The 20,495-nt window shown below is 58.3% G+C and carries 23 protein-coding genes; 14 read left to right on the top strand and 9 right to left on the bottom strand.

The window, feature by feature from the left end; all coding sequences use genetic code 11:
- Positions 1–3: 3 nt before the first annotated feature.
- The gene (locus ACFC5L_RS07645; protein WP_375200863.1) at positions 4–228 is read right to left on the bottom strand and encodes a DUF3126 family protein; all 225 of its coding nucleotides are present in this window, start codon (positions 226–228) and stop codon (positions 4–6) included.
- Between the two features lie 97 nt (positions 229–325).
- Here ACFC5L_RS07645 and ACFC5L_RS07640 point away from each other — a divergent pair, with 97 nt between their 5' ends.
- A complete protein-coding gene (locus ACFC5L_RS07640; RefSeq protein WP_375200864.1) occupies positions 326–808 on the top strand; it encodes a copper chaperone PCu(A)C in 483 nt (160 codons plus the stop codon).
- A 23-nt stretch (positions 809–831) separates the two neighbouring features.
- Here the strand turns inward: ACFC5L_RS07640 and ACFC5L_RS07635 are convergent, their stop codons facing one another.
- The gene (locus tag ACFC5L_RS07635) at positions 832–2,031 is read right to left on the bottom strand and encodes a hypothetical protein (RefSeq protein WP_375200865.1); all 1,200 of its coding nucleotides are present in this window, start codon (positions 2,029–2,031) and stop codon (positions 832–834) included.
- A 203-nt stretch (positions 2,032–2,234) separates the two neighbouring features.
- On the opposite strand from ACFC5L_RS07635, the gene ACFC5L_RS07630 reads away from it, so the two are divergent.
- From ACFC5L_RS07630 to ACFC5L_RS07600, 7 genes are all read left to right on the top strand, one after another.
- Positions 2,235–2,957: a hypothetical protein gene (locus tag ACFC5L_RS07630; protein ID WP_375200866.1), complete on the top strand. Its 723-nt coding sequence runs from the start codon at positions 2,235–2,237 to the stop codon at positions 2,955–2,957.
- Between the two features lie 53 nt (positions 2,958–3,010).
- Positions 3,011–4,894, top strand: a complete 1,884-nt coding sequence (locus ACFC5L_RS07625; RefSeq protein WP_375200867.1) for an ABC-F family ATP-binding cassette domain-containing protein — start codon at positions 3,011–3,013, stop codon at positions 4,892–4,894.
- Between the two features lie 60 nt (positions 4,895–4,954).
- Positions 4,955–5,248 (top strand): chorismate mutase, encoded by a 294-nt coding sequence (locus ACFC5L_RS07620; RefSeq protein WP_375200868.1) that lies wholly within the window; start codon positions 4,955–4,957, stop codon positions 5,246–5,248.
- A 46-nt stretch (positions 5,249–5,294) separates the two neighbouring features.
- Complete coding sequence (locus tag ACFC5L_RS07615; protein WP_375202335.1) at positions 5,295–6,152, top strand: class I SAM-dependent methyltransferase; 858 nt, start codon at positions 5,295–5,297, stop codon at positions 6,150–6,152.
- Between the two features lie 24 nt (positions 6,153–6,176).
- Positions 6,177–6,656, top strand: coding sequence for a PaaI family thioesterase (locus ACFC5L_RS07610; RefSeq protein WP_375200869.1), 480 nt, complete (start codon positions 6,177–6,179; stop codon positions 6,654–6,656).
- Positions 6,653–7,069: a PaaI family thioesterase gene (locus ACFC5L_RS07605; protein ID WP_375200870.1), complete on the top strand. Its 417-nt coding sequence runs from the start codon at positions 6,653–6,655 to the stop codon at positions 7,067–7,069. The genes ACFC5L_RS07610 and ACFC5L_RS07605 overlap by 4 nt, the downstream gene beginning before the upstream one ends.
- 82 nt (positions 7,070–7,151) lie before the next feature.
- The gene (locus ACFC5L_RS07600; RefSeq protein WP_375200871.1) at positions 7,152–8,087 is read left to right on the top strand and encodes a calcium/sodium antiporter; all 936 of its coding nucleotides are present in this window, start codon (positions 7,152–7,154) and stop codon (positions 8,085–8,087) included.
- Here the strand turns inward: ACFC5L_RS07600 and ACFC5L_RS07595 are convergent.
- The 5 genes from ACFC5L_RS07595 to ACFC5L_RS07575 are packed head-to-tail and all read right to left on the bottom strand — an operon-like array spanning position 8,084 to position 11,386.
- A complete protein-coding gene (locus ACFC5L_RS07595; RefSeq protein WP_375200872.1) occupies positions 8,084–8,419 on the bottom strand; it encodes a TraR/DksA family transcriptional regulator in 336 nt (111 codons plus the stop codon). The two genes, ACFC5L_RS07600 and ACFC5L_RS07595, sit on opposite strands and share 4 nt — an antisense overlap.
- A 15-nt stretch (positions 8,420–8,434) precedes the next feature.
- A complete protein-coding gene (locus ACFC5L_RS07590; protein ID WP_375200873.1) occupies positions 8,435–8,884 on the bottom strand; it encodes a DNA polymerase III subunit chi in 450 nt (149 codons plus the stop codon).
- On the bottom strand, positions 8,881–9,432 hold the full coding sequence (locus ACFC5L_RS07585) for a pyridoxamine 5'-phosphate oxidase family protein (protein ID WP_375200874.1): 552 nt from the start codon (positions 9,430–9,432) through the stop codon (positions 8,881–8,883). Before ACFC5L_RS07585 ends, ACFC5L_RS07590 begins: the two co-directional genes overlap by 4 nt.
- Positions 9,433–9,442: 10 nt before the next feature.
- Positions 9,443–9,874, bottom strand: coding sequence for a DUF1499 domain-containing protein (locus ACFC5L_RS07580; protein WP_375200875.1), 432 nt, complete (start codon positions 9,872–9,874; stop codon positions 9,443–9,445).
- 21 nt (positions 9,875–9,895) lie between these two features.
- Positions 9,896–11,386, bottom strand: coding sequence for a leucyl aminopeptidase (locus tag ACFC5L_RS07575; protein WP_375200876.1), 1,491 nt, complete (start codon positions 11,384–11,386; stop codon positions 9,896–9,898).
- A gap of 165 nt (positions 11,387–11,551) precedes the next feature.
- Between ACFC5L_RS07575 and ACFC5L_RS07570 the strand changes: the two genes are divergently transcribed.
- The 6 genes from ACFC5L_RS07570 to rsmA all read left to right on the top strand — a co-directional run bounded on the left by ACFC5L_RS07570 (position 11,552) and on the right by rsmA (position 19,437).
- Complete coding sequence (locus tag ACFC5L_RS07570; RefSeq protein ID WP_375200877.1) at positions 11,552–12,664, top strand: LptF/LptG family permease; 1,113 nt, start codon at positions 11,552–11,554, stop codon at positions 12,662–12,664.
- Positions 12,664–13,758: an LPS export ABC transporter permease LptG gene (lptG, locus tag ACFC5L_RS07565; protein WP_375200878.1), complete on the top strand. Its 1,095-nt coding sequence runs from the start codon at positions 12,664–12,666 to the stop codon at positions 13,756–13,758. Before ACFC5L_RS07570 ends, lptG begins: the two co-directional genes overlap by 1 nt.
- Before the next feature lie 112 nt (positions 13,759–13,870).
- The gene (locus tag ACFC5L_RS07560; protein WP_375200879.1) at positions 13,871–16,198 is read left to right on the top strand and encodes an LPS-assembly protein LptD; all 2,328 of its coding nucleotides are present in this window, start codon (positions 13,871–13,873) and stop codon (positions 16,196–16,198) included.
- A gap of 77 nt (positions 16,199–16,275) precedes the next feature.
- The gene (locus tag ACFC5L_RS07555; protein ID WP_375200880.1) at positions 16,276–17,604 is read left to right on the top strand and encodes a peptidylprolyl isomerase; all 1,329 of its coding nucleotides are present in this window, start codon (positions 16,276–16,278) and stop codon (positions 17,602–17,604) included.
- Positions 17,605–17,608: 4 nt separating this feature from the next.
- Positions 17,609–18,613 (top strand): 4-hydroxythreonine-4-phosphate dehydrogenase PdxA, encoded by a 1,005-nt coding sequence (gene pdxA / locus ACFC5L_RS07550; protein WP_375200881.1) that lies wholly within the window; start codon positions 17,609–17,611, stop codon positions 18,611–18,613.
- Entirely contained in the window at positions 18,610–19,437 is an 828-nt protein-coding gene (gene rsmA, locus ACFC5L_RS07545; RefSeq protein ID WP_375200882.1) for a 16S rRNA (adenine(1518)-N(6)/adenine(1519)-N(6))-dimethyltransferase RsmA, read from the top strand. Before pdxA ends, rsmA begins: the two co-directional genes overlap by 4 nt.
- A 5-nt stretch (positions 19,438–19,442) precedes the next feature.
- Here rsmA and ACFC5L_RS07540 read toward each other — a convergent pair whose 3' ends face one another.
- The gene (locus ACFC5L_RS07540; protein WP_375210739.1) at positions 19,443–19,862 is read right to left on the bottom strand and encodes a PaaI family thioesterase; all 420 of its coding nucleotides are present in this window, start codon (positions 19,860–19,862) and stop codon (positions 19,443–19,445) included.
- A gap of 7 nt (positions 19,863–19,869) precedes the next feature.
- Positions 19,870–20,457 (bottom strand): methyltransferase family protein, encoded by a 588-nt coding sequence (locus ACFC5L_RS07535; RefSeq protein WP_375200884.1) that lies wholly within the window; start codon positions 20,455–20,457, stop codon positions 19,870–19,872.
- Between the last annotated feature and the right edge of the window lie 38 nt (positions 20,458–20,495).

Raw genomic sequence — 20,495 nt, 5'->3', positions numbered from 1 at the left:
CTCTTAGCTGGCTGGCCGTTCTGGCAGGTCGATTTCGAGGATCGCCATATTGAAGTCATAGGATACGTCGCCGTCCTCATCATCACGGAAAATGACGCCAATGAATTCATCGCCGAAATAAACCTCGGCTGAATCGTCCTTGTTGGGCCGCTCGCGCACGGTCAGATTCGGCACGCTGAATTTGGTGCGCAGATATTCCTGCAGGCGGGCGACTTCGATGGCATCCATAACGCTCTTGTCCTTTACTTTGGCCCGTCTTAACCCTATCCGCAGCGGGCGCCAACCGCCTCGGGCGGCGCCGACGCACAGAATATGGAGCACAATCATGCACATAATTCGCAGCCTCCCCTTCGCCGCCCTCGCGTTTCTTGCGGCCTGCGGCGAGCAGGAGACGACGGCGGCCTGCAGCGGCGACGGAATCGTTGTCAGCAACGCCTGGGTACGGGCCGCTGGCGAGGCCAGCCCGATGAGCGCGGCTTATGTGGAGATTTGCAATGGCGGCGACGCCGCCGACCGGCTCGTCGCTGCGCGTTATGATGGCGCTGACGCTGCAGAAATACACATGACCCGGATGAGCGAAGACGGCGTTGCGAGCATGGCGCCGGCGGAGGGCGGTCTCGCCTTACCGGCTCACGAGATGACAGCGCTCGCCCCGGGCGGCGCGCACATCATGCTGATCGGCCTCAATACGCCAATCGAAGCGGGTGAAGAAGCCGCAATTACGCTCGAATTCGAAAACGCCGCCCCCGTCACCTTGATGTTCGAGGCGCGCTCGCGCATCGACGCTGCCGGCCACGAGGGTCACTGACCGGGGCGGCCTGGCCCACGGCGCTATTCCATTCGGTTGCGGTCGCGGAAAGTGACGATCTGCAATTTATCTTCACCCACATGGTCGCGGATCGTGGCGTCCAGATCGGCGATGTAAAACCGGCTCCACTCGTTGGATTCCACAACCCGGAACATCATTGATGTGGCGCCACGCAGGATCGCCGCCGTGAGCGTGAGATAGACCAACCCAGCGGCCGCCATGACGACAATCAATTGGAGTGAAGCGCCCTCTACCGCCATTAAAGCACCCAGCGCACAAAGCGCGGCGATTGTGCAAAACAGCCCTCCCACCCAGTAAAGGGTCGTGTTCCGGCGCATCTGGTAAAACTTGTTACGCAAAACCAGTTCGCACAGAAAAAGCCGCATGGCGAACCAGTGATAGGCGAGCGTCCACGAGCCTGCTTCATCTTTCAGCTCTTCTCGCTGACCCATGCGCTTGTCGCGCTCCACATTAAGGGCGCGGCGTTTGGCGACCTGAAAGTTGTTGTTGATGCGCGCGAACTTCGACGTGATGTAATTATCGAGATTTAAAAGGTTTCGCTGCTGCACGACTTTGTAAGGCCATGAGTAAACAAAGAACGCGACCACGAGCCCCGCGAATGCGGCAAGCGCAAACCAGACGGAAGCGTTGCTCGCCGGTTTGAAAAGCACCGCAAAAGGCGCTGGCGCACCCGACCGCTGCAACACATAGGCGGCGCCGAAAAACAACGCGAACATCAAGGGCGGCCAAAAAAGCAGCATAGCGCGCGTATTGTCGTTCAAGGTCTTGCGAAACAGAGTCGTCACTTCAAGAAACCGTTTGTCGATACTGTTCCTGTCAAACCCGAGCGCTGCATTCAGATAATCCTGTTCTACTTCTTCATAGAAAAAATCGCCGCGGGCGAATATTGGAAACCCAAAGCGATAGAACGACTTCGCATCACTCGCATAACCGACCGCCTGTTCCAGGGTCAGCTCCGACGCCGCTTTTTCGGTTAGCCGCGGACGCGGCAATTGTTTGAACAGCGCCGCCTCGATGCCCGAAGGCGGCTCTTCAAGATATTCCTCTTCTAAAAGATCCGCTCCGGCGGCGCTGGCGATGATTGCGCCTCCGGCATTGGCTGTCGTGCGGCCGGCCGCACGCGCATCCTTTACGCCTCTCCTGAGCAATTTTCCCGTCATCCGAAACGGCATAGTCAGTATATTGATGATGCGTCCAAACATTGCTTTCCCTCCTCTCTTTTTCCTTTGAGAATTGGGAATTCAATGCGCTTTATTCAATTGAAAAAAGCAGCCGCAATAAATGTTTCACAAATGAACGCCAACGGAGTGAACGAAAAATACAATATTCACACGGATTATCTTTTTTGTCTCCCGCAGTGGTGAAATCGATTGCCTAAAAGCCCGGCAGGGACGATAATCAATCCATGCAATTACAGTTCTTTAGCGCTGCCTTTCTGGCGGTCACCTCCTTTTACATTTCAACGCCAGCAGCCGCGCAGGACCAACCCTGCGTCGGTGAAACGATCATTACGACCGCCGAGGTGACGACGTCATATGGCGCAGCCTATCGTGTGGAAACCTATTACCGCTCACCTTCGGAAATAGCGGCGCGTTTTATCACCGAAACGCCCGCGCTCATGGTGACCGAGGGACCTTTCGTCTGGACCCAAACAAATGACGGCGCCGCATTGGGCGGAGAGGATGAACGGCGTTTTATCCTTGGTCATCAATTCCACGCCCTCGCCTTTGATTTCGACACCATCATGACCGATGTCACGGAGAGAGATGATATTCCCTTTCAGGGCGAGCTTCACGCCGGCCGCAAGGGCGTCTATCCACAAGGCGGCGCTGCAGCGGTTATTCTCGGTGACGATGACAAGCCTGTCGGCCTGATCCTCAGCCTGCCCGAAGAAACGCCGATCAAGGTCGCCTATAGCGACTGGCGCGAAACCGCCTCGGGACGCGCTGCGCCCTATGCCGCGACGATCACGCATAAGGGCAATACTTATTCATATCGCTATGATGAGATTTCATTCAGTAGCGGCGGCCGCGAAGCGTTTCAGAACCGCTATCCGGCGCCGCCGCTTGAGCAGGTCGCCGAGTTTCGTGCGGGCGCAGACAAATGCCCCGCAGCAAATAACGAATAGAGCCCCCCTCAGCCCTTTCCCTTGCGCCATGGCGAGGCTAAAAGCCGCCCGCCATGCTGCATGTGAACGATCTTAGTTACAGTATTGAAGGCCGCATCCTGTTCGATCAGGCGACGGCGGCGATTTCCGATGGCTGGAAAGTCGGCTTTGTCGGCGCCAACGGCTCAGGCAAATCAACCCTTTTCCGGATCATCAAGGGCGAGATCTATACGGGCGGCGATGAAATCTCGATCCGCAAAAACCGGCGCATGGGCTCTGTCGAGCAGGAGGCGCCCTCCTCCGGCATATCTCTCATCGAAACGGTGCTAGAGCAGGACAAGGAGCGTGCGGCGCTGATCGCCGAGGCGGAAACAGCCGCCGATCCGCACCGCATCGCCGAGATCCAGACCCGCCTCGCCGATATTGACGCTCATTCGGCGGAAGCGCGGGCCGGCGCGATTCTGTCAGGGCTTGGTTTTTCGGCCGAAGATCAAAAACGCGCCTGTTCGGAATTTTCCGGCGGCTGGCGCATGCGCGTCGCTTTGGCGGGAGTTCTGTTTTCAGCGCCCGACCTTCTCCTCCTCGACGAGCCAACCAACTATCTCGACCTTGAAGGTACGATCTGGCTTGAGACATACCTTCGCCGCTATCCCTATACGACGGTCATCATTTCGCACGACCGGTCGCTGTTGAATAACGCTGTCACGCACATCATGGCGCTCGAAGGCGGAAAGCTCTCCGTTCATACGGGCGGGTTTGACAGCTATGAGCGCAAGCGCGCGGAGGCGCGCGCGCAGGCCGCATCGTTCAAAGCGCGACAGGAAGCCCGGCGGCGCCACATGCAAGCCTTTGTCGACCGGTTCCGCGCAAAGGCGTCGAAAGCGAAACAGGCGCAAAGCCGGGTCAAAATGCTCGAACGGCTCGAACAAGTCGCAGAGCCAATTTCCGAACGCACAGTCCCTTTCCATTTTCCCAATCCGAAACCCATGGCGCCGCCGATCATCCGGGTCGTCGACGCCGACCTTGGTTATGAGGAAGGAAAGCCGATCCTGAAAAAGGTCAATCTGCGGCTCGACCATGATGATCGCATCGCCATCCTCGGCCCCAATGGCGAAGGCAAGTCGACGCTGGTGAAAGCCATGTCCGGACGGTTGCCGCCGCTCGCCGGAAATATCTTCAAACACAAAAAACTCCAGATCGCCTATTTCGCACAACACCAGCTCGACGAGTTGAAGCCCAAACGATCAGCTTATGATCATGTGCGTGAGTTGATCCCCGACGCCACCGAAGCGGAAACCCGCTCGGCGACGGCGCAGCTAGGTTTCGGACCGGAAAAAGCCGATACGAAAGTCGAGAAATTGTCGGGCGGCGAGAAAGCGCGTTTGCTGCTTGGCCTCATCACCTTTCACGGCGCCCATCTCCTGATCCTCGACGAACCGACGAACCATCTCGATATGGGCGCGCGCGAAGCCCTCGTCGAAGCCCTCAACGATTTTCAGGGCGCGGTCCTTCTTATCACCCATGACGCCCATCTCGCTTCTGCGGTCGCCGATCGATTGTGGCTCGTGAATAAAGGCCAGGCGGCGCCCTATGACGGCGACCTTTCCGACTATCGCGAGCTTGTCCTCGCTGCGAACAAGACAGCGCCAAAGGAAAATACCGGCCCGCCGGCCGTCAATGAAAAGGAAATTGCCCGGAAGAACGCCGCCGACGCTCGGCGCGCCTTGCAGCCTCTCAAAAAATCCGCCGAAGACGCCGAGGCGCGCCTGGACAAGCTCAACGACACGCTCGGCCGGCTGGATGAAGCGCTCGCAGAACCTGGGCTTTATGAGAAAAACCTGGAGCGCGCGACAAAGCTGCAAAAGGAGCGCGCGGCCCTCGTCGCCGCCATCGACCGGACGGAGGCGGATTGGCTCGCCGCGCTTGAAGCTTATGAAGAGGCAAAGGCCGACGCATAATTGAGATTTGCGAAACTAGACGGGACTTGCCATGCTGGCGCCGCCACAAGGGGAAGAGAGATGAAAAAAGCCGCCGATTGCGAAACGATGGAAGACGTTCGCGCCGAGATCGACAGGGTCGATCAGGCGCTGGTCGATCTTCTTTCCGAACGCTGGACCTATGTGGACAAGGCCTGGGTCTTCAAGCGCTCAGCGGCGGAAGCCTCGGTTCCCTGGCGCAACCGTGACGTCATCGAAAAAGTGAAGGCGCGCGCAGAAGTCGCCGGTATGCCGCCGGAAATGGCCGAAGCCCTTTGGCGACTCATTATCGGCTGGGGCATCCAGTATGAAGAGGAACGCCTGAAAGACCGTTGAAACCGAACGGCCGAAGAGCAAAAGGGGAGAGTTGCTCGTGACGAAAATGCAGGACTTCATCGCCGGGCGCACTCCGCCCGAGCTTTATGAGACCTATCTGGCGCCAGGATTCTTCGCGCCTTTCGCAAAAGAACTGGCAAAACTGGCGAAGCCCGGCGACAAATGTCTCGACGTTGCCTGCGGCACGGGCATTGTCTCGCGCACACTCGCAGAAAAATACGGCCGCAGCATCACCATCAACGCCATCGATATCGCGCCGCCCATGATCGAAGAGGCGAAAAAGCACTCGGCGCCATATGCGATCGACTATCAAATCGCCTCGGCTGGCGATCTTCCTTTTGATGAGGAAACTTTTGATGTCATCTTCTGCCAGCAGGGTCTTCAGTTTTTCCCGGACAAGGAAAAGGCCATGGCGGAAATCCGGCGCGTCCTCAAACCCGGCGGGCGCGCGGCGATCTCCGCCTGGCTGCCCGCGGAAGACGCGTCCCCGGTTTTTGATGCGTTTCAAAAGGCGGTCGCCCGCCATCTCGGCGCCGACCTGTTGCCGCTTGGACCTTTTTCTTTCGGAAAGGCCGACCGGATGAAGGGACTCGCGAAAGGCGCAGGGTTTGGCGTCGAAAAACTCAACACAGTGACCCTGCCTGCCACCCTCCCCCCTATCGAAGAGTTCGTTTTGTTTGACGTCCTGTTTTTAGGCCGCCCCGGGCCTGACGGCTCGCTGCAGCCGGTTTTGACAGCCGATGACCCTGATGGCGACCGTCTGGTCGATCTGATGGTCGCCGACATGACAAAAGAGCTTCAGGACTTCGTAGGCCCCGACGGCAAGCTGCATGCGCCCGCCAGCACCCACTTCCTTCTCGCCCGCAACAAGCGCGGCGGACTGCTACAGAGGCTTCTTTCCTGACCTACATTCGATTAGCGTCGCATTATGACGACTTCTCCCCCCTCGGTTGACATCAACCCGGCCGTCGGCGCCATGTTGAAAACCGCCCGCGACTGGTTGCTGACAGAACATGCGTTGTTTCAGACGCTCGACTTGAAACCGCTGCTAATCGGCCGCAACAAAGCGACCTTCTCGGTTTTTCTGCCTGATGATTTTTGCGACGCCAGAGGAAAAGTGCATGGCGCCCTTCTCACGCTAATCATGGATTCGATTTTCGGGCTCGCCGCTTTCACTGCTCTGGATGAGTTGAAGCCTGTCGCGACGATAAACCTTCGCAGCGACTATCTCGGTGATATTGATCCCGGCGGACGGGTGATCTGCGCCGCCGAATGCACCGAACTGCGCGGCGATATCGCCCATGTGGCTGGCCAATTGAGTGACGCGGCGACGAACCGGCCAATCGCGACCGGCGCAGGCGCATTTATTATCGGCTCGCGAAGTCCGGGGCGAGAGTCCCGGCTGTGAGAGAACTTGAGCTGATCGAACGCTACGCCGCATCGGCCCCGATTGCGAAGTGGCTCGGGTTTTCCGCCACGATATCGGAAGGCGGCGCCGTCTTCACGCTCGCCTTTGATGAGCGCCATATCGGCAACAAGCTGATCCGCGCGCTCCATGGCGGGGCCATCGCTGCATTTTTGGAATTTTCCGCCCAGGCGACGCTTTACGTCCGGCTTGGCGGCGACTGTGAGATCACAACAATCAATAGCGACACGGATTACCTGAAATCAGCAAAAGCCCAGGATATGAAAGCCCGGGTAAACGTTCTCCGCCTCGGCCGCCGCCTCGCCTTCATGGAGGCCAAAGGCTGGCAGAAAGATGAAACCGCGCCGGTCGCTGTCGCCCGCTTCCGCTTCCGGCTCGGCGACATGGAAAAATAATTTCCATACGACCTTTTCCGCCACTGGCGGAATGGCGATAGCGCCCTATATGCCGTGATCAGTCTTTTCCGGGCTTCTTTTCATGTTCTGGCTCTTTATCGCCGCTGGCCTTTTACTTTTGACCCTTGGCGCCGAAGCGCTTATCCGCGGCGCAACATCGATTGCAAAGCGGCTTGGCCTTTCCGACCTTTTGATTGGCGTGACGTTGGTGGGGTTTGGAACGTCATCGCCCGAACTCGTATCGAGCCTTGGCGCTGCGTTCGCCGGGTCGCCCGGCGTCGCGGTCGGCAATGTGGTTGGGTCCAACATCGCCAATATCCTTCTCATTCTCGGTCTGGCGGCGCTGATCGCCCCTATTCCAGTCGGCGCCGAAGGCTTCCGCCGCGATGCGCCTGTGCTGGTATTGTCAACGCTCGCCGCCATCGGCGTTTCCATGACCGGGGAGTATGGACGCATTGCAGGCGTCGTTTTTATCGCCGCGCTCGCCGCTTATCTCGCCACAGCCTATATAACTGAAAAGCGCGCGGCGCAGGCGCAGCTTATCGACATTCCTCATGAGGCGCCGCGCCCGCTTCTTCCGTCCTTGATCTTTACAATCGCAGGACTTGCCCTTCTCATCGGCGGCGCAAAATTGCTGGTCACCGGCGCCATCGGCATTGCAACGGCGCTTAATATATCCGAAACGCTGATCGGCCTCACCATCGTCGCCATCGGAACGTCATTGCCGGAACTTGTGACGTCCGTCGTCGCCAGCCTCCGCGGCAAGAGCGACCTCGCCTTTGGAAATGTTGTCGGCTCGAACATCTACAACATACTGGGTATTCTTGGCGCGACAGCGCTCATTCATCCGGTCGCTGCGCCACTTGCGATTATTCGCTTTGACAACTGGATCATGGCGGCGGCGACGGCGGCGCTTGTCTTTTTCGCCATGTCCAGAAACCGGATTGGACGCACAGAAGGGATGATGCTGCTTATCTGTTACATCGTATATATCGGTTTTCTAGCTATGAACGCCTAGGCGGCGCAGACAGCGCAGCGCGTCGCCGTCAGGTCAATTTCAAGGCGTTTTGGCGCGATCGCCTCGTCGCATTCTGCGCAATAGCCATACTCGCCTTCATCGAGGCGGCTCAGCGCCGCTTCGATCTTGCGCAGTTCGCTCACACGCCTTGCATCCTGCGCTTTCGCCATGGCTTGCTGTTGAAGCGCGTCCTGGCGCGACAACCGGCCGATGGATTGCTGATCCAGCTCAACCGGCTTGCGCGAGTCTTTCGCCGCATCAGACAAGGCCCGAAGTTCAGTGCGCCGCGCCTCCAGAAGTGCGCGGAAATGATCAACATCAATGTAGCTCACACGCCGCGCCCTTCCCTAATTCTGCTTTTCCCAGCGACCTTCCGGAGACTGTTTCCAGTAAGCGACATCATGACCCGCTGTCTTTGCTTCTTTCCAGAAGGCGCGGGCGGCGCCGAGCGCATCCTCATCGCGTCCATCGAATATCGTTACGCAGCGCGCAAAGGCGCCAACGGCGTTTGCTTCAGCCGACGCATTGTCCGTCAAAAAGAGGACATCAGGATTGTTTGGAGCGTCCTCACCATCGGTCAGCCAGACTGGCTGGGCCTCGCCATCGCCCGCCGCCGCATGTGGCAGAAACGACTCCTCGCGATAGGTCCACAGAAAGGCGTCCAGCGCCTCAACCCGTTCGCGTGAGGAGGCGCGCACAGCGGCGCGCCAGCCGCGCTCCAGGGTTTTTTCCAGGAGCCCCGGAAGCACGTCTTCAAGGCGCCCTCGTTCCAGGTGGTAAAACATGACTTCGGTCATTTCATCGCCTCACCGAGCACGGTATCGAATCCATCAATGCTTTTCACATTTTTCGTGCGCCAGCCTTCAACCAGCGCTTCCTGCCCTTTCGCTTCAGCATAACGCCTGAGCACGGGCCGTTGCCGGACAAGCTCCATCTCAGGCACGGCAAAACCGCAGCTTGTCTGCACGCTTTCAACATCAATGAACATAATCTGCCTCGCGCCAGGAATATCAGGAAAGAGCGTCTTGCTTTCTTCAAACACCGGCGAACCATGGACTGCGCATGAGCCGCGTCCATACAAACGAAGAATGAGCGGTTTTTTGTCAAAACTATTGAACATGATGGTGATGCGGCCATCGCGTTTTAGATGCGCATCCGTTTCGTTGCCGCTTCCCGACAAATTCAGAAATGCGCAGCGATTTTGATTGATAACCCGGAAAGTATCATCGCCTTTAGGTGAAAGGTTGATGCGGCCGTCGGCGGCGGCCGTCGCTACGAAAAACATCGGCTGGCGCTTGATGAAATCAATATGCTCTTGATTCAGCGCCTCGAAAAAATCCGCCATAGCCTTGCTCCTATAGCGCCACCCGGAGCGCCTCTATGCGTTTGCGGTTGGCGCCCATATCGCTATGGCCAACACGGGAGGCGGAGCGGACGTGAACTTCCGTCTCACCTTTGCGAAACTCCACATCGTCGACAAAGCCCATCAGCGGCGTGGAAAAGACGGCGCCGATGTAATCGTTGCGCAACGCGACAACGCGCCCGCCTTTTTCCTGAATGAGCGCGGGAAGCCTGTCCCACGCTGAGAGCGGCAGGGCAGCAATTGCATGGCTCTCCGGCGCCCCTTCCTCACTCGACACACAGTTGGGCGATGACGGACAAGGTGTGAGCACGCCGTCATTGTTAAGGCCTGGCGGCGCGCCGTTTTTCGATTTCTGTGCGAGCGCCACGAAGCCGAGAACAACGGCGAGAATGACGCCGAGGACAATCATGCTTATGAGCTTCATGGGCCGCTCCCTTATGCTGCGTTAGCCTTCGTAGTTGGCGCGCACGAATTCGTCGAGCAGGCGCACGCCATAGCCCGATCCGCCTTTTGGGCATGTGGGCTTGTCTTTTGTATTCCAGGCCATGCCGGCGATATCGAGATGCGCCCAGGAAACACCGTCTTTAATGAAACGGCCGAGAAACGCCGCCGCCGTCGACGAACCGCCGCCCTTGCCGCCGATATTCTGCATATCCGCGATTTGCGACTTGATCATCTCATCATGGGCCTCTGTCAGCGGCATGCGCCAGAGCTTGTCGCCGCTCACATCACCCGCAGCATCGAGTTGTTTGGCAAGCTTGTCGTCTTTGGTGAAGACGCCGCCGAATTCATGCGCAAGGGAAACGATGATAGCACCCGTCAGCGTCGCAAGATCGATGACGGTTTTCGGCTTGTAGGTTTCCTGCGTCCACCACAATGCATCGGCGAGAACAAGGCGCCCTTCCGCATCCGTGTTGAGAACCTCAATGGTCTGACCTGACATTGAGGTGACGACGTCGCCAGGACGCTGGGCTTTTCCATCGGGCATGTTCTCAACGAGCCCGACCACGCCAACGACATTCGCTTTGGCCTTGCGGCCGGCGAGCGCAGCCATGGCGCCTGTCACGGCGCCGGCGCCGCCCATATCCCATTTCATGTCTTCCATACCCGGCGCTGGCTTCAATGAGATGCCGCCCGTGTCGAAGGTGACGCCTTTGCCCACAAAGGCGACAGGCGCTTCGCCCTTCTTGCCGCCCATCCATTCCATCGCGACGAGCTTCGATTCCCGTTCGGACCCCAGCCCCACGCCGAGCAGCGATCCCATGCCAAGTTTTTTCATCTCCGCTTCGCCGAGCACTTTCACCTTGACGCCCAGCTTCTCCAGTTCCTGACAACGCTTGGCGAAACTATCGGGGAATAAAATATTTGCGGGTTCGGAGACCAGGTCGCGGGTCAGGAAAACGCCGTCACCGACTTTATCAAGATCGGCGTAGACTTCTTTCGCCTTCGTTGACGTTGTCGACATGGTGATCTTGGTCAGGACAGGCTTGTCCTCTTTCTTTTCCTTGGTGCGGTATTTGTCGAAGCGATAGCATTTCAGCCGGGCGCCATTGGCTATGCGCGCGGCGAGTTCATCGGCCGTCACTTTCTTCGCCGAAAGCCCCGTCACGGCGATGACGCCGGTTTTATCGGGACCGGCAAGAAGACGCGCCGCCGCGCCGCCGCCCAGCGCTTCAGCATCGAGCGCTGTAAAGGATTTCGAATCACCAGCCCCAAGGAGAATAATGCGGCTGTTGGCAAGCCCCGACGGCGCGACTATGTCCAGCGCCTTTCCTTTCTTGCCCTTAAAATCCGCCGCCTTGACCGCCCGCTCCAGCGCGCCCTCCGTCGCCTTGTCGAGATCGGCATAGGCTTTTGGTTTAGAGCCGCCCTCAAAGACCGGAATGACAATAGCGCCGCTTTTAGGAAGCGCCGCGGCGGAAAACGTGATTTGCATGAAAGTCCTCTTTCCAGTTCCGTTTCTTGCCTGCTTTCGCGCCTGCGCCCAAGGAGGCGCTTTTGGCGACGGACAGGTTTGTGCTAGGCCCGACCTCACGATATGGGTGGGCGGTTCGGCGGCGCTACTCTAGCGGCGTCGCAGGAGAAAGGAAGACGGGATTCCGTGAGCAGCCTGGACAAATACATCCTGCGCCAGTGCCTGACGCCGCTCGCCCTGATTCTAATCGTTACCACCGCCATTGTCTGGATGACCCAGACCCTCCAGCGCGTCGATATCATTATTGAACACGGACAGGGCCTCGGCGTTTTCATCGTCCTGAGCCTGTTGATTATTCCAAGCCTTCTTGCGGTCATCATCCCCTTCGCGCTTTTTGGGGCTGTGGTTTACGCACTCCACCGCCTTCACTCCGACAGCGAAATCGCCGTCATGTTCGCCGCCGGCGTGAGCCGGCTGCGCATCGCGGCGCCGCTGCTGGCGATCACCAGCATCGCGGCGCTCGTGACCTTTTACGTCAACGTGGATTTGATGCCGCGAACCTATCGCGTCATGAAACAGATGGTGGCGGACATTCGTGCGGATTTTGTCAGCTCGCTCTTAAGGAGCGGCGAGTTTATCGACGCCGCCGATGGCCTCACGGTCTATGTTGATGAAATCCGGCCTGGAAACCAGTTTATGGGCTTGCTCATCAACGACTATCGAAACGCCAAAGACCGCAAAACCTATTTCGCCCAGCGGGCAATTTTGAGGGAGACCGACCGCGGCCCCGTTCTTCTTCTCAAAAACGGCAATGTGCAAACGGTCGCGCAATATACGGGCAAAGTCGATATCATCCAGTATCAGGACTGGGCCATCGACATCTCCTCCATGAGACAGAGCGCCGGTGAATTGCAGCTCGAAATGACGGAGCGCTATCTCGGCGAGCTTCTCAATCCCGATATGTCAAAGATTTACGACCGCGAAAATGCAACGAAACTGATCGCAGAAGGCCATTCGCGCATCTCAGCGCCACTTTACACTTTCGCTTATGTGTTTATCGGCCTTTATGCGCTCATTGGCGGCGCTTATTCGCGACGCAGTTATTTCATCAGGGTCGCTATTGCGGGCGGCGCAATATTCCTCTTGCGCGTCACCGGTTTCCTGGCCCAGGGCTTTGCTGGAGCGAATGGCGAAATGTGGCTTATCTATGCGCCGCCGCTCGCCGCCATCGGCTCTTCCGCGTTTCTGTTATTTGCGCCGCCGCCGACACGACGCAAGCTGGCGGAAGGCGCAGCCTGATGCCGCCCATTACGCTTTTTCGTTATATCCTCCGGCGCACGATCATGGCGGTTGGCGGCCTTTTCGCTGTGCTCTCGGCGCTCGTCATCCTCGTCGATCTTATCGAAAACATGCGCTTCAGCGGCAAGGTCGCCGGCGGCGATTTTGGCGTGGCGCTCAGCATGACTCTCCTGCGCGCGCCGTCAAACGTGCAGACGCTCATCCCGTTCGTATTCCTGTTTGGATCGATCTGGATGTTTCATCAGTTGAACAAACGATCAGAGATTTCCGTCATGCGGTCCGCCGGCCTTTCCGTCTGGCGCCTGCTCGGCCCCTCAGCGCTCATTGCCGCAATTTCCGGTTTCTTCATAATCACCGCCGTCGATCCCCTGTCTGCGCATTTTCTGTCGCAAGCCGATAATCTCAAATCCCGGATGGAGGGCAATGACCGCAATCTTGTCCGGATTTTTGGCGATGGAATTTGGCTGCGCCAGCGCGATGAAAGCGGCCAGCTCATCATCAACGCCGCCAATTATGATGACGCGCGGGCGGCGCTTGAGAAAGTCACAATCTGGCGTTTCGATCCCGAAAACACATTTCTGGAGCGGCTTGATGCGTCGGAAGCGTTCCTTTCAGGCCGAACCCTGGAGCTTCACGATGCACGCCTTCGTGCGCCCGGCGTCGAAAACGAACAGTTCACGCCAATCTACGCCGTACGCACATCCCTTACCTCCGGCAATTTACGCGAACGTGTCGCGCCGCCGGAGACGCTTTCCCTGTGGCGTCTGCCGCGCTTTATCCTGCTCGCCGAAGCGGCCGGCGTCCCCACGGTGCGCTACAACATCCGCTTTCACGATCTGTGCTCAACACCCTTGAAACTGCTCGCCATGGTGCTGATCGCCGCCGCATTCTCCATGAGGCCAAGCCGGGCGGGCGGCGCCCTCAAGCTGGCGGTGGGCTCGATCGTCGCCGGATTTGCGCTGTTCATTGTCTCCGAAATTTCCACAGCCCTCGGTGAATCGGGCCTCGCACCCGCCGCGCTGGCCGCATGGATCCCGGCGGTGGTGGCAAGCCTTGCGGCTTTGACTGTCCTGTTGCATCTGGAGGACGGATAGGAACGGCCGAAGCCCCCGGAAAAGGGCTATCGGCTGGACCTCGCCAACCGCCTCATATAACTCTAACCCAACGATAATTTCAGTGATTCGCGCGGCGAAGGGCCTTCATTCCGTGTCAACCAGTAACCGCCTTACAGCGCGCCTGTTGATGACGACAGTGCTTGCGGGCGCCGCAGCCGGTCTGTTCGCGACGCCGGCCGCCATGGCCCAGGGCGCCGCTGCCAGCGTCGCGGAGACGAACGAAGACGATCAGGTCCTGTTTGAAGCCGACAGCGTCATGCGCGAATATGACGACGGGCCGATCGTGGCCGAGGGCGATGTTCGGGCCTATTTCGGCGAACGATATCTTCGCGCCGATCGCCTGATCTACAACCCCCTCACCGACATCGTCGTTGCTGAAGGCAATGTCTCCATCACCGACGCCAAGATGGAGACAGCCTTCGCAGGACGCGTTGAGCTCTCCGGCGACCTGCGCGACGGCATCGCCGAGAATTTCAGCGCGCTTCTGGAAGACAATGCGCGCCTCGCCGCCGACAGCGCGGTGCGCGAGCAAGGCGCACGCACACGCCTTAATCGCGCCGTCTATACATCGTGCAATGTCTGCAACAAGGACGGCGAGCCGCAAACGCCCACCTGGCGCATCAAGGCGCTGCGCGTCACGCGGGACGAAGAACGCAAGGTTCTCCGTTTTCATCACGCCTTTCTCGAGATCGCGGGCGTTCCCATTATCTATGCGCCCTATCTCCAAACACCGGATCCTTCCGTCGAGCGTCAATCCGGTTTTCTGCCGCCCGACATCGGGGCGTCGAGCCGCCTCGGCTTCAATATCGAGCTACCCTACTATCTGGCGATTTCGAATTCACAGGACGCGACATTCTTTCCGAAATATACGGCGAAAGACGGCGTCCTCTGGCAGGCGGAATGGCGCCGCCGCGGTGAGAACGGATATCACGTCATTTCCGGCGGCGTCATCGACGCGCCCAACGATACGACGACGCCGACGCCTTTTACAGAAACCACGCCTGGCGTTCGCTGGCACCTGTTCGGACGCGGGCACCGGGACTTCGGCGACGATTGGCGCGTGAGCTATGACTTCGAACGCGTCTCTGACAAGGAATACCTGCGGCAATACGATGTCGAACGGCGCGGCGACCTGCGTCAGGAGCTCGACCGCAGCCGCACCAACCAGCTTCGCAGCAATGTGCGCGTCGCCTGGAATCACGGCGGGTCGCATTTAACCTTCGACACCTATCTCTTCCAGGGCCTCCGGACACAGCAAAACGCCTTGGCCATGATGGAACAAGGCATCGGGCGGATTGATGATTCCAGGACGACGCCCTATGTCCTGCCGCTGATCGACTTCCGGCATGACTTCAATTCGAAAGTGGCCGGCGGCGCGGTGACGGCAAGGGCCAACATCGCCTCGCTTTACCGTACGCAAGGCATCGACTCCCAGCGCTTCACAACTTCGCTTGAATGGGATCGGGATATCATTACCCGCGGCGGCCACCGTTTTAATCTCTTCGCAAAGGCTCGCGCCGACATCTTTTCTTATCAGGACCTCAATGAGGGAACCGAGGTTTGCTTCAGTGGCGACGCTCCTTGCGCCATCGATTTCCCCGGCTTTACGGATGGCGACACAACCGACATTACAGCGCGTTTCGCACCCACTGTGGGCCTTGAATGGTCATACCCCCTGGCGCGCGATTTTCATGGCGCACAGATCATCATCGAACCGCGCGTGCAGCTGATCGCAAGCCCAACGGGCCTTAATGATGACGACATCATTAACGAAGACTCACAAAGCATCGAATTCGATTACGCTGGCCTGTTCGATTTCAATAAAGCGACAGGCTATGACGCCTTCGAAGACGGTCAGCGCATGAATGTGGGCGTAACGGCGTCCGCTGAAATGCTGAACGGGTTTCGTGTCGAAGGATCTATAGGCCAGCAAATCCGGTTGCAGGAAACCGACGCTTTCAACGATTCCTCGGGACTTGGCGAAAAGAGCTCCGACATCGTTGGCTCCTTTGACATCGCGTATAAAAGTCGGGTTGGCCTCGAGAACCGGTTTCGTATCGATAACAATTCCGGCGACGTTCAGCGCGCCGAATCCCGGGCCTATTATCGGGGCAAGCGCGTAAGAGCCGGCGTCAGCTATGTGCGGCTGAACGAAGAAAACATCGCCAACAATCTTGTTAAGCGCGAAGAGCTGACGGCGAACGCCCGATTCAAACTCACACGCCACTGGTCGGTTGGCGCTGGGTGGCGTCTTGACCTCGACAGCGACCAAACCATCCAGCAGAATTTCTCTGTCGGCTATGAAGATGAATGCTCCATGTTCGGCCTCACCTACCGCCGCGACCGCACCCGCACCCGCAATGTTGAGCCCGATAACGCCATTTTGCTTACCTTCACCCTGAAATCATTGGTCAATTGAGCGCTTGCACGCGCGGCAATTACCACTATTTTCCCCATTGGGCGGGCATGACCAGGAATCACAGGACAACCTACAGAATGCGATTTTCCGTAATTAGTTCAGTTGCTTATATGATCGCGGCGAGTCTGGCCCCGACTCTCTTCACGCCGGCGGCCGCGCAAAATCAGACCAATTCCGAGGGTTTGACCAGCGATCAGGTGATTGAACGTTCCGGCGTGCCGCCGAGCCGGGTCGCAGCAGTAGTCAATGACGCGGTCGTCACCACCTTCGATGTGCGCCAGCGCATGAAGCTGATGCTGATCTCCGCGGGCGGCCGCATTCCGCCCGAGGCTATGCCGCAAATTCAGGCCCAGGCCCTGCGCGACCTCATCGAGGAAAGGCTGAAAATACAGGAAACCCAGAAATGGGAGCTTGAAGTCTCTGAAGACGAGATTCAAGGCGACCTTTCCCTGATGGCCGCTCAGTCGAACATTACCGTCGAGCAGATGACCGACGAGCTCAATACCGCCGGTATTTCGATCAACACCCTGAAAGAACAGATCCGCAGCCAGATTGCATGGCCGCAACTCGTACAAGGCCGCTACCGCGACCGTGTACGCGTCAGCGAAGATGAGGTTGAAACGACATTGGAGCGCATGCGCGACGATGTCAGCAAGGAACAATTCCTTGTCTCGGAAATCTGTATTCCCGTCGACAATCCGTCCCAGGCCCAACAATATTATCAGGGCTCTTTGCAGCTTATTGAACAGATGCGCCGCGGCGTTCCCTTCTCTGTTGTCGCACAGCAATTCTCCGCCTGCACGACGGCCGCCGTGGGCGGCGATTTGGGCTGGGTCCGCGCGGGCGAACTCGATGAAGAACTTGATAATGCAATCCGCACCTTGCCGCCAGGATCGGTGACCAATCCCATTCCATCCGACGGGGCGTTCATCATTCTCGCCGTCCGCGACAAACGCCCGGCCGCGATTGCAGGCGAACCCACCTTCACGCTCGCTTATGCAAGCGCTGACGAATCTCTCGGCAACGCCGCCGCACATGCAGCGCTTGAAAATATAGAAACTGCAGAAGTCTGTTTCAGCCGTGGCCTCCGGATCGACATGGGCAAAGGGGTCGGCTTCAGCCTGTTAGAGAATGTGACGCTCGACAAGATTGACGAACGGTTCCGGCCTTTCATCGAAGACTTGGAGCGCGGCGAGCAGTCAACCGTCATTGAAGCAGACGGCGCCTATCACGCCGCCTATGTTTGCGACAAGGATGAAGGCCTCGGCCTCCCCTCGCGCGCCGCCATTGAAAACCGCATCTATTCGCGCCAGCTCGAACGGATTGGACAGCAATATCTGCGCGATGTTGAGCGCGAATCCATGGTCGATATTCGTTCTCAAAACCTGCCGCAGCCGAACGGCTAATCTCATGTCAAAGTCGCCAGCCTCAGCTCCCTTGGCCTTGACCATGGGCGAGCCCGGCGGGTGCGGTCCGGAAATCACCCTTGCGGCCTGGGAAACACTGCGCAAGACCGGCGTGTTTTTCGTGATCGCGGATCCATCTCTCTTTCCGGCCGATAAGATTGCAAAGATTTCCAGCCCTGGTGAAGCGTCGTCGGCTTTCGCCGAAAAGCTCCCTATTCTGCCGCTGGAAAAACCTGTCTCCGCTGCACCAGGCACAGCTTCGCCGGCAAATGCTGGCGCCGTCACGGAAAGCATTGAACGCGCCATCGCCTTTGCTCTTGCTGGGGAGGCGTCTGGAGTCGTGACCAATCCGATCCAAAAGTCAGCGCTGATCGCGGCTGGATTCAAATTTCCCGGACATACAGAGTTTCTCGCCGACCTTACAAAGAACGCCCCGATGGCGGCAGGACGTCTGCGCGGTCCGGTGATGATGCTCGCCGGCCCCGATCTCAAAACCGTTCCTGTCACCATTCATCAATCCGTCATTGATGCAGTGCGCACGCTTAGCACGGACATGATCGTCCAAACCGCCATGATTACGGCGCAAGCTCTCTCCGAAGATTTCGGCGTCGCTTCCCCCCGCCTTGCCATATCGGGCCTCAATCCGCATGCCGGCGAAGCCGGCGCGCTGGGGAGCGAAGATGAGGAAATCATCGCGCCCGCAGTCGCTGCGCTTATAGCAGCCGGCATCGACGCGCGCGGCCCCCTTCCCGCCGACACGATGTTCCACGCTGAAGCGCGCGAAACTTACGACGCCGCGCTTTGCATGCTTCACGACCAGGCGCTGATCCCTGCGAAGACACTGGCCTTTCATGATGCGGTGAATGTGACCCTCGGACTGCCCGTTACCCGCACCTCCCCCGATCATGGCACGGCCCTCGACATTGCCGGCAAAGGGGGCGCCCGCGCCGACAGCCTTGTCGCCGCCATCAGGATGGCCGCCGAAATGGCTGCTCGCCGCACCTTATGAGCGCATCGCTCCCTCCCCTGCGCGAAATTATCGATCGCTATGAGCTCGGCGCCAAGAAGTCGCTCGGCCAGCATTTCCTGCTCGACCTCAATATGACGCGAAAGATCGCGCGCGCAGCCTCGGTAACCGATAGCGATCATGTGCTCGAAATTGGACCAGGGCCGGGCGGGCTTACCCGGGCGCTGCTTGAAACTGGCGCCCAGGTCACCGCAATTGAGCGCGATCACCGCTGTATCGAAGCCCTCAGCGAAACCGCCGCCGCTTTCGATAACCGGCTTTGCGTGATTGAGGCCGACGCGCTGACGGCGAATGAACTCGATCTTCTGGCCGGGTCGGCGCCAGTCAAGATTATCGCAAACCTGCCCTACAACATATCGACGGAACTTCTGATCAAATGGCTGAAAGCGGGGCCCGCTTTATGGTCCGTGATGGCGCTCATGTTTCAAAAAGAGGTCGCTGACCGCATCCTCGCAGCGCCCGGCTCAAAAGCCTATGGTCGCCTTTCAGTGATCTCGCAGGCGACGTCTCTTCCCTCGCGCGCTTTCAACCTGCCGGCGCGCGCTTTCACGCCCCCGCCCAAAGTTGATTCCACGGTGGTCCTGTTCGAACAGCCCCGGGACATTTTTCCGGCGCTTGCCGCCCTCGAAAAGGTCACGCAGGCAGCCTTCTCCCAGCGCCGCAAGATGTTGCGGTCTTCGCTAAAGCCAATTTTTGGCGATAATCTTTCCGAAACGCTCTTGTCCGCCGGAATTGAGGAAACCAGACGCGCAGAAGAGCTTAGCGTCGATCAGTTCAAAAATCTGGCAAGCATTTTGGTGCAGTAGCCGGTTCAGCTTTCTTTCGGCGCACGAACCAATTGGGTCTGCGTCACCACGGCGGCAAGCTTTCCATCTTCACGAAAAATATCCGTCTTCCAGACCTGAAGCGTTCGCCCGAGGTTAACCGGCGTTGTCACCGCTTTCGCCATCTGCCCGACGGGAATAGCGCGCAGAAAATTGGTCTTGCTTTCAATCGTCGTCGTCATGAAGCCCTGCGGCATATTCATGAAAGCGCCGATACCGCCCATATTGTCGGCGAACGCCATGATGGCGCCGCCATGAAGGGTCGCCGGGATGGTGCAATGCTCCGGCGTCACCGATAGTTCGCCTTCAATTCGGTCCTTCGTAACCAGCGTCATCTTAACGCCCATCATCTTTGCGAAGGGCGCATTGTTCTCATTGAATGCTTCAGCAAGATTTTCTTCGGTCATCCGGCCCTCAAATCCATCGGCGCACGCGCCGCGCATAAGCGTCATATTGCGCGCCAAACCGTCCGCGCAAATAACGCTCCTCCTGACGGATGATGATAGTGAGCCCCATGAAACTGACAATCACCGCAACTGCAGTCAGCGGCCCCGGCGCTGCTAAAAATCCGCCAGCCAGAAAGGTCATGATCCCGAGATAGACCGGATTGCGGGAAAATCGGTTGAGACCGTCCGTCACCAGCGCATCGACATGATTTTCCTCCGCCGGAACACCGACCCGCCAGGATCGGCCCATGCCCGCCTGGCTGGCGAGAATAATAACTGCACCGAGAATAAGAATCCCAAGCGCGACCCAGGGCGCAGGCGCCGGCCGCGCGGCGACAAGATCATCAAGCACCGGAAAGGGCGCACGAAAAACAAGGTAAAGGTCAAGAAGGCCAGCGCCGGCAATTAAAAACCGCTGCATCCAGTTGCTGTTGCGTTCAGCGACGGCATTCGGATTGACGCCGCGCAAACGCAAGACAACGCCAAACGCAATCATCCAGCCCATAAGAATAATGACGATTAAAGCGACTCGCCACGCCAAGGCTTCCTGAGACATAGGCACTCCTCTTTGCAAGGCGCAGAAAGTAGGGGATC

It is taken from the genome of Hyphococcus sp. (genome assembly GCF_041986965.1).
Classification (GTDB): Bacteria; Pseudomonadota; Alphaproteobacteria; order Caulobacterales; family Parvularculaceae; genus Hyphococcus.
Note: the sequence above shows the minus strand (reverse complement) of the source record. Positions and strands in the feature narration are given on the sequence as shown.

Coding starts and splice junctions, on each gene's coding strand:
- ACFC5L_RS07645 (WP_375200863.1), bottom strand. CDS start 228: ATGGATGCCATCGAAGTCGCCCGCCTGCAGGAATATCTGCGCACCAAA.
- ACFC5L_RS07640 (WP_375200864.1), top strand. CDS start 326: ATGCACATAATTCGCAGCCTCCCCTTCGCCGCCCTCGCGTTTCTTGCG.
- ACFC5L_RS07635 (WP_375200865.1), bottom strand. CDS start 2,031: ATGTTTGGACGCATCATCAATATACTGACTATGCCGTTTCGGATGACG.
- ACFC5L_RS07630 (WP_375200866.1), top strand. CDS start 2,235: ATGCAATTACAGTTCTTTAGCGCTGCCTTTCTGGCGGTCACCTCCTTT.
- ACFC5L_RS07625 (WP_375200867.1), top strand. CDS start 3,011: ATGCTGCATGTGAACGATCTTAGTTACAGTATTGAAGGCCGCATCCTG.
- ACFC5L_RS07620 (WP_375200868.1), top strand. CDS start 4,955: ATGAAAAAAGCCGCCGATTGCGAAACGATGGAAGACGTTCGCGCCGAG.
- ACFC5L_RS07615 (WP_375202335.1), top strand. CDS start 5,295: ATGCAGGACTTCATCGCCGGGCGCACTCCGCCCGAGCTTTATGAGACC.
- ACFC5L_RS07610 (WP_375200869.1), top strand. CDS start 6,177: ATGACGACTTCTCCCCCCTCGGTTGACATCAACCCGGCCGTCGGCGCC.
- ACFC5L_RS07600 (WP_375200871.1), top strand. CDS start 7,152: ATGTTCTGGCTCTTTATCGCCGCTGGCCTTTTACTTTTGACCCTTGGC.
- ACFC5L_RS07590 (WP_375200873.1), bottom strand. CDS start 8,884: ATGACCGAAGTCATGTTTTACCACCTGGAACGAGGGCGCCTTGAAGAC.
- ACFC5L_RS07585 (WP_375200874.1), bottom strand. CDS start 9,432: ATGGCGGATTTTTTCGAGGCGCTGAATCAAGAGCATATTGATTTCATC.
- ACFC5L_RS07580 (WP_375200875.1), bottom strand. CDS start 9,874: ATGAAGCTCATAAGCATGATTGTCCTCGGCGTCATTCTCGCCGTTGTT.
- ACFC5L_RS07575 (WP_375200876.1), bottom strand. CDS start 11,386: ATGCAAATCACGTTTTCCGCCGCGGCGCTTCCTAAAAGCGGCGCTATT.
- lptG (WP_375200878.1), top strand. CDS start 12,664: ATGCCGCCCATTACGCTTTTTCGTTATATCCTCCGGCGCACGATCATG.
- ACFC5L_RS07555 (WP_375200880.1), top strand. CDS start 16,276: ATGCGATTTTCCGTAATTAGTTCAGTTGCTTATATGATCGCGGCGAGT.
- pdxA (WP_375200881.1), top strand. CDS start 17,609: ATGTCAAAGTCGCCAGCCTCAGCTCCCTTGGCCTTGACCATGGGCGAG.
- rsmA (WP_375200882.1), top strand. CDS start 18,610: ATGAGCGCATCGCTCCCTCCCCTGCGCGAAATTATCGATCGCTATGAG.
- ACFC5L_RS07540 (WP_375210739.1), bottom strand. CDS start 19,862: ATGACCGAAGAAAATCTTGCTGAAGCATTCAATGAGAACAATGCGCCC.
- ACFC5L_RS07535 (WP_375200884.1), bottom strand. CDS start 20,457: ATGTCTCAGGAAGCCTTGGCGTGGCGAGTCGCTTTAATCGTCATTATT.